8 protein-coding genes are annotated in these 12,264 nt (G+C 56.8%); 3 read left to right on the forward strand and 5 right to left on the reverse strand.

The window, feature by feature from the left end; all coding sequences use genetic code 11:
- The 3 genes from VGC62_RS15810 to rapA all read right to left on the reverse strand — a co-directional run.
- The coding region (locus tag VGC62_RS15810; RefSeq protein ID WP_331188020.1) for a hypothetical protein at positions 1–1,817 on the reverse strand (1,817 nt) is incomplete at its 3' end.
- 209 nt (positions 1,818–2,026) lie between these two features.
- The gene (locus tag VGC62_RS15815; RefSeq protein ID WP_331188021.1) at positions 2,027–4,315 is read right to left on the reverse strand and encodes a bifunctional diguanylate cyclase/phosphodiesterase; all 2,289 of its coding nucleotides are present in this window, start codon (positions 4,313–4,315) and stop codon (positions 2,027–2,029) included.
- A gap of 384 nt (positions 4,316–4,699) precedes the next feature.
- Positions 4,700–7,546, reverse strand: coding sequence for an RNA polymerase-associated protein RapA (gene rapA / locus VGC62_RS15820; protein ID WP_331188022.1), 2,847 nt, complete (start codon positions 7,544–7,546; stop codon positions 4,700–4,702).
- Positions 7,547–7,753: 207 nt separating this feature from the next.
- Here rapA and VGC62_RS15825 point away from each other — a divergent pair, with 207 nt between their 5' ends.
- Positions 7,754–8,104, forward strand: coding sequence for an aspartate-semialdehyde dehydrogenase (locus VGC62_RS15825; RefSeq protein WP_331188023.1), 351 nt, complete (start codon positions 7,754–7,756; stop codon positions 8,102–8,104).
- A gap of 74 nt (positions 8,105–8,178) precedes the next feature.
- On the forward strand, positions 8,179–8,340 hold the full coding sequence (locus VGC62_RS15830) for a hypothetical protein (RefSeq protein WP_331188024.1): 162 nt from the start codon (positions 8,179–8,181) through the stop codon (positions 8,338–8,340).
- A gap of 362 nt (positions 8,341–8,702) precedes the next feature.
- Here the strand turns inward: VGC62_RS15830 and VGC62_RS15835 are convergent, their stop codons facing one another.
- On the reverse strand, positions 8,703–9,173 hold the full coding sequence (locus VGC62_RS15835; RefSeq protein ID WP_331188025.1) for a MaoC family dehydratase: 471 nt from the start codon (positions 9,171–9,173) through the stop codon (positions 8,703–8,705).
- A 54-nt stretch (positions 9,174–9,227) separates the two neighbouring features.
- Entirely contained in the window at positions 9,228–10,172 is a 945-nt protein-coding gene (locus VGC62_RS15840; RefSeq protein WP_331188026.1) for an alpha/beta hydrolase, read from the reverse strand.
- Positions 10,173–10,395: 223 nt separating this feature from the next.
- On the opposite strand from VGC62_RS15840, the gene fadD2 reads away from it, so the two are divergent.
- The gene (fadD2, locus tag VGC62_RS15845) at positions 10,396–12,084 is read left to right on the forward strand and encodes a long-chain-fatty-acid--CoA ligase FadD2 (RefSeq protein ID WP_331188027.1); all 1,689 of its coding nucleotides are present in this window, start codon (positions 10,396–10,398) and stop codon (positions 12,082–12,084) included.
- Positions 12,085–12,264 lie beyond the last annotated feature (180 nt).

Consider the following 12,264-nt stretch of genomic DNA (forward strand, 5'->3'; position numbering starts at 1 on the left):
ACGATCAGCGTCAGGAAGTCATCCGACAGGCACGGGCTCTTGGCGATCAAGGTGGTCAGCGACAGGTTGGCCGAAGCGCCGATCACCAATGCATAACGCTTGAGCGTGGTGTTGGGAAACAGGCTGTTGAGGTGGGTCTTCAAGCGGTTCAGGTCCATGTAGGACAGCTTGTAATCCTTGGGCAGCGAGACGATCGAGACCACCGACGAGCAATTTTTGAAGAAGTGCAGATCGTGTAGCGCTGCAGCGTCGTAACCCGATGTCTTGTACTGATCCAGCGCCGCACGATAGCGCCGCGACTCAATCGGCAGAAGGCTGATACCCTCGATTGCCTGAGTCATCTTGTTGAAATGCGGCAGGTCGATAGAGCGGAAGAACAGGTCGTCGATGTCCAGTCGCGGCGGCTCCTTCTCGAAAATCTTCAGCTTGTCCGATCCAGCTGCGGGTGTTTCCGGGACCACCGATTCGGCGTAGGCAATGGCCACTGGCCCCGCAAGACTCATGAACAGGTCGTTGGCGTCCAGGCGAATGGTTTCACCGATGTCGATACCGGCACGACGGAAATAATTCTGGTCGTAGTCGGTGGTAACCGCCTGCGCCGTCAGGATGTTGAAAATCTGCTGCGAGATGTATTGGTTGGCGTGACGCTCCATGGCGTTGACGTCGATGTTCTCGATGGTGCCGTCATCGCTTTGTTCGGCGTATCGCATGATGTCGTTGGAGATCAGCATCATCGCGTTCCAGGGCCGAATACGGCCCATGACACTGGCTTCGCTGCTGTCTTCATTTTCGAAGTTGTAGGAGAAGTCCCACTCCTCAGCCAAGTACTTGCACAGCAGGCGCCCGGCGTTGATGTGCAGTGCTTCGGACATTTCGCTGCGGTGATCGGAAATGTTCGGCAGCACGCAAATGCCGCTGGTGAAAATCGGCTCGAAGACGAAGGAGCGACCGCGCTTGCTGTCGTTCTCGCTGGCGGGTTTGGTGTCGAAGGTCTTGTTCATGTACGAGAACTGCTGGGCCAGGCCGAATTCCGAGGCCATGCCCGAACCGGTACCGCCACCAGCGCTGAAAATGTAGAAGTACAGGCGCGACTGGTTGGCTTTGATGCCACATGAGTCAATCAGATAAGAGTGGATCAGCTTCCAGTCGGCGCTGGAAAAATGCTCGGTGTCTTTGTTCAGGATGATCTTGGCCAAATACTGACCGAGGATCGGCGCGTTACCCGAACCGCCCGCATGAACCTCCGACAGGTCCATGATTTTCATCTTGCTGTAGTCCTTGATAAAACCGCTTTTCTCGCCCTTGCGCGAGAAACGAATGCGCCCGGCGATGTCCTTGTCCAGGTCGCCAAGCATCACCAGCGGTTCGACCAGGAACACCGGTTTGCTGGCTTTGCTCTGGACCAGACGCAGGTTGTTGCGAATCCAGCGTCCAGGGCTGTAACCCTTGTCCTCCCTGAGCCGGTCATCGTTGTTGAGTTGATTCAGATAGAATTTACGCGCGTTGTACACCAACTCAGCTACATCCAGTGCGATGTTGGAGCCGCAGCGACCCAGGCCGATCAGGCAAACCGACGGAAACTGTTGGTCGTTGCGCGCCTCACTGTCTTCAAAATGCAGCGAGGGCGGGAACACGATGTCGCGCAGACCGTCCAGGTTGTCGAGAATGCGATCAGTGTCGGTCTCAGTGAAATACAGGTACGACTTGGCAGGGGTCGGCTGAGGAAGATAAGCACCTTGCGGCACCACGGTGTGCTCGGCCAGCACATTTTCCAGCAGTTTAGATACAGTGCCAGAAGCCTCGATTTTATTGGTCATTGCGCGCCATTGCCTGAAGGAGGACGCTTAGATGTCATCGCGCCATCACAAAAAAGAAAAACCGACTGTACAGTGGGATATCAGCCATCGGCGATAGGGTTTAACCCTAGCCTCGACTCAGGGGTAACCCTCGGGTTGTCGGCGTTTCGTCAGGTTTCTTGAGATGTTTTGAGGTGCGCGAGCGCGTTCTTGAGTGGTCGGTCATAGCGTCAGCGTATCGGGGGCGAACGAAAGCGGTCTGCCCCAGGGTCTACAGTCCCTGCGATATCTTGCAGGGGTAACACGTTCATGCTCAGTCGCGCGGCTTCAAACACCGTGCCCGAAGGCCAGACGCCGACGGGTTTGCACTGATTAAGCTGTTGCATCAAAGGTCTCAAATCGGCAAGCGGCGCAGGCTTGCCGAACAAATAACCTTGTACGTAATCGCAGCCATATTCGCGCAGAAACTCCAATTGCTCTGCGGTTTCTACCCCTTCGGTGATGACTTTGAGGCGCAGGGTGTGAGCCATGAGGATGATCGCCTGAACGATTTCCATGTCTTGCGGCGAGGCGGGAATATCGAGAATAAACGAGCGATCAATCTTTACAGTGTCCAACGGCAAACGCTTCAAGTAGGCCAGCGACGAGTAGCCGGTGCCAAAGTCGTCGATTGACAAAGCAACACCCAATTTGCGGATTTCCTTAAGCAGCACGATGGTGTGGCTGATATTGCCCATCAGCGCGCTTTCCGTGATTTCGAGCTCAAGCCTGTGTCCTGGAACGTCAGCCTCACTGAGTGCCTGCCTGATCTCGTCCACCAGCGCGTCGCGCGCCAGATTCAGAGGTGAGCAGTTCACCGCGATGGTCAGCGTCTCAAAGCCGACGCTGCGTAATTGACCAAGGTCATGGCAAGCGCGCCGCAGGACCCAATTGTCTACCTCGGCGATCAAGCCATTGTTCTCGGCAATCGTGATGAAACGCTCCGGCGTCAGCAGCCCATGGATCGGATGTTGCCAGCGGACCAGCGCTTCCAGTTTGGCAATATGCCCTGTGCGCAGGTCGACAATGGGCTGGTAATACAACTGCAGTTGGTCTTCTTCGTGCAACGCATTACGCAATTGCTCCTCCAGGTGCAGTTCCAGGCTGGCCTTGATTTTCAGGTCTGGGCTGAAAAAGTTCACCGTATTACGTCCCAGGCCCTTGGATTGATACAGCGCGAGGTCAGCGTGCTTGAGCAATTCGTCCCAGGTGTCGCCGTCTTCGGGGTACACGCTGACACCAATGCTGGTGCTCATGACCATGCTCCGACCCGCCAGCTCAATAGGTTCTTTCATCTTTTGCATGATGCGTTGCGCCAGATGCAGCGCTTCCTCGGCATGGTGCAGAGGGATGAGGATGCAGAACTCGTCACCGCCAAAACGCGCAACGACATCATGCGCACGAGTTGCACTGCGTATGCGCTCGGCGATGACTTTCAGCAGTTCATCGCCCGCGTGATGCCCCAGGCTGTCGTTGATGCGCTTGAAATGGTCGATGTCGAGAAACATCACCGCCAGCCCACCCTCGTTGAGCTTTTGCTCCGTCAGCCGTTCGGCGAAGATTTGATTCAAGCCACGACGGTTGATCAGATTGGTCAGGGCGTCTTGGTGCGCCACCTGTTGCAGCGAAACGCGGGCCTGATCGAGTTGGCTGAGCAGGGCATTGACGCGTCTGAGGTCATGCTCCTTGCCTTGAAGTTTCTTGTCGGCCAATGCAGCGCTAATACTGCCGGCCATGATCAGCAGGACAATCAATGCAACGGTCAAGCTGAGTTCAAGCCCGTTCTGGGTACCGGACATGTGCAGTTTGGCATCCACGGGCACCACCAGATATAGCGCCCACATGCCGATGAAATGCGTACTGACGATCCCTGCGCCAAGTACCAGGCCGGCAACGTATTTCAGCAGTTGATGAATCAGGCCACTGCCCTTGCGAAGGTGCATTGCCAGGATCAATACAGCAAGACTCGAAATAATGGCGACCAGGATCGAAAGGCCGAACAACAATGGATCGTAGTATTGGGTTGCACTAGAACGCATCGCCGACATGCCGACGTAATGCGTGGCGCTGATGCCCAGGCCCATGCAAGTGGCGGCCAGCAGGTACTGACCCGACCGCAATGAAACCTGATTCAGCGCTTGCATCGCCACTATCCCGGCGACTAATGAGATAACCAGCGATGCGACCGTGATCGGCAGTTCGTAATGGATGTCCAGAGACGCCTGGAACGACAACATGCTGATAAAGTGCATGGCCCAGATACCCACGGCCAAACACAACGCGCCCAGCGTTCGCCAGCGCAGCTTGGCGCTGGCGCTCTCCACGTGCCCCACTCGCTCGGCGATGTCCAGCATGGCGAAACTCGCTGAGCATGCGACCAGATAGGCAAGTAAAACCAGATAGGGGTTGTGATTGCAGTTCAGCAACAAACGCCCGTCAGCAGGGAGCGCAGAGATAAAGTGTAAGCCCAGCCAATCCATAGCCTGCCCCATCCGTCCTTAAACCAAAGTTTCCATCGTTCGCACGAATAGTGGCACTTCACTATTATTATAGATATGCGTTTGAGTTAGCCAGTTGTTGTTGGGGCATTCTTCCAACTATTTTGAAATGAGAGATCGCCCCTCGTCCAGACGCCGCGCTATCGTGCAGCAAACACGGAGCAGCGCCTACAGACAATCTCTTTTATTCAGATAGTTATAGTGTGTTTGAAAAGAGTGTTCGCGGACATTTATAAAGAAAGCGTCTCTCGCAGGGAGAATGCGGCTAACTGGAGCGCGCTTACCCACGAATGCGGCGTGTCAGTCGATAACTCAACACCGGCCTGACGCCATCATGGGCAAACACGCGCCTATAAAACGAAGGCCTTATCCGGCCACCAACACCCGAATGGCCTCCAGACGCAGCGCTGCTTTATCCAGCATCGCCAGACCTTGCTCACGCAATTCGCGCAGTGCGGCCAGTTCGCTGTCGCGTACGGTCGGGTTGACCGCTTGCAACGCGGTCAGGCGCGCGAGTTCTTCCTCGGTGTCCGCCGCCAATCGACGCTGCGCCTCGGCGACACGCTCGATATGCTTAGGCGCAATCTTGGCTTCACCGGCGTTGATCTGCGGATTGAGCACATCGCGCTGAGCTTGAATGAACTTGTTGGCGCTAGCACGTGGCACGCTCTCCAGTTGCTCATTCAAGGTGGTGAATGACACACGGCCCGACAGGTCGTTGCCGTTGGCGTCCAGTAGACAGCGCAACGCAGCAGGAGGCAGATAGCGACCCAACTGCAACGAACGTGGCGCAACGACTTCACTGACATACAGCAGTTCAAGCAGCACGGTGCCAGGCTTGAGCGCCTTGTTTTTGATCAGCGCGACGGCGGTATTGCCCATCGAACCCGCCAATACCAGATCCATACCGCCTTGCACCATCGGGTGTTCCCAGGTAAGGAACTGCATATCCTCGCGCGACAGTGCCTGGTTGCGGTCGTAGGTGATGGTCACGCCCTCGTCGTCGCCCAGTGGAAAGCTGGCGTCGAGCATTTTCTCGCTGGGCTTGAGAATCAGGGCATTTTCCGAATGGTCTTCGCTGTCGATGCCAAATGCGTCGAACAGCGTTTCCATGTAGATAGGCAGGGTGAATTGATCGTCTTGCTCAAGGATCGCCTCCACCAGGGCATCGCCTTCGCCAGCGCCACCGGAATTGAGTTCCAGCAAACGATCACGACCTGTATGCAGTTCTGTTTCCAGGCGCACACGCTCGTTGCGGGCTTCGTCCACCAGCGCCTGCCACTCGTCGTCATCGCCACCGTCAAGCAGCGCAAGCAAGCGCGGGCCGAACTGGTGTTGCAGGGCGTTGCCGGTCGGACAGGTGTTGAGGAACGCGTTCAGCGCTTCGTGGTACCACTGGAACAGGCGCGCTTGCGGGCTGGTTTCCAGATAGGGCACGTGCAGTTCAATGATGTGCTTTTGGCCAATCCGGTCCAGACGGCCGATACGCTGCTCCAGGAGGTCTGGATGAGCTGGCAGATCGAACAGCACCAAGTGGTGTGCGAACTGGAAGTTACGCCCTTCACTGCCGATTTCCGAACAGATAAGCACTTGCGCGCCGAACTCTTCGTCGGCGAAGTAAGCAGCGGCGCGGTCGCGCTCAAGGATGTTCATGCCTTCATGGAAAACCGTGGCCGGGATGCCGGAGCGCACACGCAGCGCGTCTTCCAGATCCATCGCGGTTTCAGCGTGAGCACAAATCACCAGGACCTTGACGCGCTTGAGCATCTTTAGCGTATCGATCAGCCAGTCAACGCGTGGATCGAAGCGCCACCAGCGTTCGTCTTCGGTGGTATCCACTTGCTCTTGGAAGCTGACTTCCGGATACAGGTCGGCATGCTCGCCAATCGGCAGTTCGAGATACTCGGCAGGGCAAGGCAGCGGATAGGGATGCAGCTTGCGCTCCGGGAATCCCTGCACGGCGGCACGGGTATTACGGAACAGCACGCGGCCGGTGCCGTGACGATCGAGTAATTCGCGAATCAGGCGGGCGCTGGCTTCGGTATCGCCATCGGCCACGGCCGCCAGCAAAGCTTCACCTTCGACGCCGAGGAAACCGTGAATGGTTTCATGAGCCTTGGGCGACAGGCGACCTTGATCGAGCAGTTCCTGAACGGCTTCGGCCACCGGGCGATAGTTTTCGCTCTCGGCGCGGAAGGCCTGTAGGTCATGGAACCGGTTTGGGTCAAGCAGGCGCAGGCGCGCGAAATGGCTGTCTTGACCGAGTTGTTCCGGGGTCGCGGTCAGCAGTAGCACGCCGGGAATGACCTCGGCCAGTTGCTCGACCAGCGAGTATTGAGGGCTGGCCTTGTCTTCGTGCCAGACCAGATGATGAGCCTCGTCGACCACCATCATGTCCCAGCCCGCTGCAAAAAGTGCGTCCTGAGCCTTTTCGTCCTCGACCAGCCATTCCAGCGACACCAGCGCCAGTTGGGTGTCTTCGAACGGGTTGCCGGCATCGCTCTCGATGAAGCGCTCGGCGTCAAACAACGCGACCTGTAGATTGAAGCGGCGGCGCATCTCGACCAGCCATTGGTGCTGGAGGTTTTCCGGCACCAGTATCAGCACACGGCTGGCCCGGCCCGAGAGCAGTTGGCGATGGATGATCAGACCGGCTTCGATGGTTTTACCCAAGCCGACTTCGTCCGCCAGCAAGACACGCGGCGCAATGCGGTCGGCGACTTCACGGGCAATGTGCAACTGGTGCGCGATGGGTTGCGCACGAACGCCGCCCAGGCCCCACAGCGAGGATTGCAATTGGCGGCTGGTGTGTTCCAGCGTGTGATAACGCAGTGAAAACCATGGCAGCGGGTCGATCTGCCCGGCGAACAAGCGGTCACTGGCCAGACGAAACTGGATGAAGTTCGACAGCTGAGTTTCGGGTAGCGTCACAGGTTGATTCTGTGCATTGAGCCCGTGGTAGACCAGCAGGCCATCGACATCGTCGACTTCGCGCACGGTCATTTTCCAGTTCTCGAAGTGCGTGATCACGTCGCCAGGGGAGAACCGCACGCGTGTGAGCGGTGCATTGCGCAACGCGTATTGGCGCGTGTCGCCAGTGGCCGGATAGAGCACGGTCAACAACCGACCGTCCTGTGCCAGAACGGTGCCTAAACCCAGCTCGGCTTCGCTGTCGCTAATCCAGCGTTGCCCCGGTTGATACTGCTGCGCCATGCTGCCTGACTCCCGCCGTGAAAAAGCCGACTATGGTAACGGAACAAGGCGCTCAGGCCAAAGATACATTGTAAAAACGCCCGTATTTGTTGGGCTGTTGCCCACGAGTCGGCACTTGTTGAAAAAAACATAGTCGAAACTTGCGCGTCGCACGACTCAAGTCGACGGGAAAGCTGCCGACAGGCTTGGTATCAGGAGACCATTAACATGCTGCCACCGTTAATCCCTTTAAGTGCAGCACCCGTGACTTCGCAGCTAGACCCGGCCAGGTCAACCCCGAATATTGCGCCAGTGACGCCGGTACAGCCGAGTTCCAGTGAAACCACCATCGATCTGGGTGAGCGTGATCCCGAACAGGGCGTGTTGCTGCTGCGTGAAGAACAGCGCAGGCAACAACGCCGACGCAGTGACCGCCGCGCCGCCGATCGCCATTCTGCACAAGAAGAGGAACCGCTGGCGGTGCCTGGGGAATCGTTGAACGCGGACAACACCGTACCGGTCGTACCGATCATCGACGACGAGCCGCGCAAGGGGCTGTGGCTGGATTTAAAAGTCTGAAAGCGGACGACGCTGGTCAGGCGAGGCGCGATTGCGCATTATTGCCTGCATTACGAATGCGAGAGCCGCCCGCCATGAGCGATGACGAAAAACTGGTAGACCTGAGCGCCGAACGTGCCAAGCGTGCGCATGACCTCAACGACAAACGTCTCAACGAAGTACGCCAGGCCTTCGAGAAAGCACTGCCGATGGGCAAAAGCAAGAAGAAGCCCAAGAGCAAACCGAAAAAACGCTGAACCTCCTTCCGCTGTTTTGATCCCTGCTCCGTCTTGCCGAGTTCCTCCCATGGAGTGAGCTACGGCATTGATTTGGGTCAACACCCTCCAAGTCGTCTCTGGTTAATCTACATCCATCGAACAGGGTTACAGCAGAGCACGCGGTTATGCATCTGCTTTGATAAAAAGAGCACGCAAGGCATTTTGGGCGACTTCGGTTGCCCATTTTTTTTGCCTGGATTTTGCTTGGGCCAAGTCATCTCCTACGCGAACAAGCTCGCCCTACAGGAGAAACACACACATTCTGTAGGGGAGAATCTATTCGCGAGGCGGCGCACCTGATACAACCTGTCAGCCGCCTAGCCAACCCATTGACTCCTACGTCAACTCACCGTAATCGTTGGCAGCTCCGTCAGATGCACTGTCTGCTGCTTGCGTGGCGCCAGGATCTCGGCTTCGCCATCGACCACCAACTCATCATTCTGATTGAACACTCGCGTCGCAATGCGCACGCGAAACTTCGGTAGTTTCTCCAGAATCTCCAGACGCACGGTCAAGGTGTCGCCGATCTTCACCGGCTTCTGGAAGGTCATCTGCTGACTCAGGTAAATCGTGCCCGGCCCAGGTAGTTCACAGGCCACCGCAGCACTGATCAACGCGCCACTGAACATGCCGTGCGCGATACGTTCCTTGAACATGCTTTTGCCTGCGAATTCAGCGTCCAGGTGAACCGGATTGCGGTCTCCGGACATTTCGGCGAACAACTGGATGTGACGCTCTTGCACGGTATTGCTGTAGCTGGCGGTCTGGCCAACTTCGAGAGCCTCGTACGGGGTGTTGGTGACTTCGGTCATTAGGTGATCCTGTGACATAAATATTCAAAATGAAAAAATCGAAATCCTTGACGATCATTCCGTTCGGCGCGGTCGTGGCTCGGCCAGCGCCTGTTCGAGCCAGGCGAGTAAATCACGGGTGACTTCGTCGCGGTTGGTTTCGTTGAAGATTTCGTGCCGCGCCTGCGGGTAGATATTCAGCGTTACTGACTGATGACCCGTGTCCTTGAAGGCGCCGGCAAGATCCTTAAGACGCTTGCCCTCACTCACCGGATCACATTCGCCGCCCATAATCAGTAACGGCAGGCTGCGGTCGATCTGCGCAAGTTCGGCGGTTTTACTGACTTGCTGCAGCCCGCCCAACATATCCAACCAAAATTGATTGGTGCAGCGAAACCCGCACATCGGGTCTTTTATATACAGGTCGACCTCGGCTGCGTCGCGGCTGAGCCAGTCAAATGATGTGCGTACAGGCTTGAACGCCTTGTTGAATGAGCCAAATGACAAAAACTCGATCAGCGTGCTACGACCTGTGGCGCCTTGGCGCCAACGTTCGAGTCGGGCGATGATCGCCGCGCTGCGATACAACGAGACCGGCTGGAAATTTGAGCCACTGAGTATGGCGCCTTGCAGGCTTGCGCTGTGATGCAGCAGGTAAGCCTGGGCGATGTAGCTGCCCATGCTGTGACCCAGCAAAAAAACCGGCAATCCGGGATGCCGCTGACCGATGTCCTGGCAGAGACTGGCTATATCGCCCACCACTTTGATCCACCCATCCTGATCGGCGTAATGCCCGAGCACGCCGTGGGCGGCGGTTCGGCCATGACCACGCTGGTCATGGGCATACAGCGCAAACCCTGCCTTACTCAGCGCCGAGCCCAGTCGAGCGTAACGACCGCTGTGTTCGGCCATGCCGTGGGCAAGCATGATGATCGCCTTCGGTCCTGTCAGGGGAATCCAGGCATTGACGTAAAAACGGGTGTGGTCACTGGCATCGAGCCAAAACGCTTCGTGTTTCATGGCATTTCCATGGCCTTGTAAGAATTTGTTTTGAAAAGCCGCGTGTCGGTCCTCTGATATGAGTGTATAGCCGATGACAGATGACCGTCCGACACCGGCAAGATTCACATTGCTGATGACGCTGTGCGGTCTATTTGCCTTCCGGGGGTTAGCTGCTAACGTCCGGCAAGCACCCGCGTATCGATACGCGGCCAGCACTCTCAGGTAAGAGGAAAAAAACAATATGCAACCTGACTTCTGGAACGATAAACGCCCGGCGGGCGTACTCTCCGAGGTGGATCTGCGCGCATACAAGTCAGTGGTCGAGGTCTTCGAGCGCAGCTGCAAAAAATACGCAGACCGTCCAGCGTTCAGCAACATGGGCGTGACCATCAGCTATGCCGAGCTGGATCGCCACTCCGCAGCCTTCGCCGCCTACCTGCAACAACACACCGAACTCAAGCCCGGTGATCGCATCGCTGTGCAAATGCCTAACTTGATTCAGTACCCCATCGCCGTATTCGGTGCGATCCGGGCGGGGCTGATCGTGGTCAATACCAATCCGCTGTATACCCCGCGCGAGATGCGTCATCAGTTCAAGGACTCAGGCGCGCGTGCGCTGGTGTACTTGAACCTGTTCGGCAAAAACGTGCAGGAGGTGCTGCCCGATACCGAGATTGAGTACTTGATCGAAGTGAAAATGGGCGACATGCAGTCAGCCGCCAAGGGTTGGCTGATCAACACGGTCGTCGACAAGATCAAAAAGATGGTGCCCGAATATCACTTGCCCCAGGCCGTGTCATTCAAGCGTGTATTGAAACTGGGGCGTGGCGACCATTTACAGCGCGTGCAACTGGATCTTGAGGACATCGCGGTTTTGCAATACACCGGCGGCACCACTGGCTCGCCGAAAGGCGCGATGCTGACCCACGGCAATCTGGTGGCGAACATGCAACAGGTCTATGCCTGCATGTTGCAACACGGCCCCGACGGCCTGCCGATCTTCAAGCAAGGCAGCGAGATCATGGTTGCGCCGCTGCCGCTGTACCACATCTATGCGTTCACTGTGAACTGCATGTGCATGATGGTCAGCGGCAATCACAACCTGCTGATCACCAATCCACGCGATATCGGCGGCTTCATCAAGGAGCTCAAGAAGTGGCGTTTCTCGGCCATGATCGGGCTCAACACACTGTTTGTAGCGTTGATGGAGCATCCAGAGTTCAAAACCCTGGATTTTTCCACGTTGCGCCTGACCAACTCAGGCGGCACGGCGCTGGTCAAGTCCACTGCCGAGCGCTGGAAAAAGCTCACCGGCTGCCCAATAGTCGAAGGGTATGGCTTGACCGAAACCTCGCCGGTCGCCACCGCCAACCCTTATGGCGACCAGGGCCGATTGGGCACAGTGGGCATTCCCCTCCCCGGTACGCTGGCGAAAATCATTGATGACGAAGACGCTGAGTTGCCAATCGGCGAACGCGGCGAACTGTGCCTCAAAGGCCCGCAGATCATGCTTGGTTATTGGCATCGCCCGGACGCTACAGCCGAAGTACTGGATGCCGAGGGTTGGCTGAAGACCGGCGACATCGCAGTGATTGATACGGATGGATTCATCAGCATCGTCGACCGCAAAAAGGACTTGATCATCGTATCTGGCTTCAACGTCTACCCCAACGAAATCGAAGACGTGATCATGCGCCACCCGAAAGTCGCCAACTGCGCGGTCATTGGCATTCCCGACGAGCGCTCCGGGGAAGCGGTGAAGTTATTCGTGGTGCCAAGAGAGCCAGGCCTGACCTGCGAAGAGTTGAAGGCCTACTGCAAGGAGAACTTTACCGGCTATAAGATCCCCAAGCAGATCGTGTTGCGTGAGTCACTGCCAATGACGCCGGTCGGCAAGATCCTGCGGCGCGAGTTGCGCGACATCGCCTAACGTGCTTTAAGAAGAAGGACGGCGTGTGAGAACACGCCGTTTTTGTATCTGTTATCCGCCATGCCCCGCCCTCAAAATAAATCATTGATTGGACAGACGATAAATAACCTGCGGGAGAGCCGGGCGGCGTCTGGACGGCGGGGAGTTTGCTGTCTACCAAGGCAATCGTTGCGAGCACTA

Origin of the sequence: Pseudomonas sp., from assembly GCF_036404235.1 — a bacterium.
Classification (GTDB): domain Bacteria; phylum Pseudomonadota; class Gammaproteobacteria; order Pseudomonadales; family Pseudomonadaceae; genus Aquipseudomonas.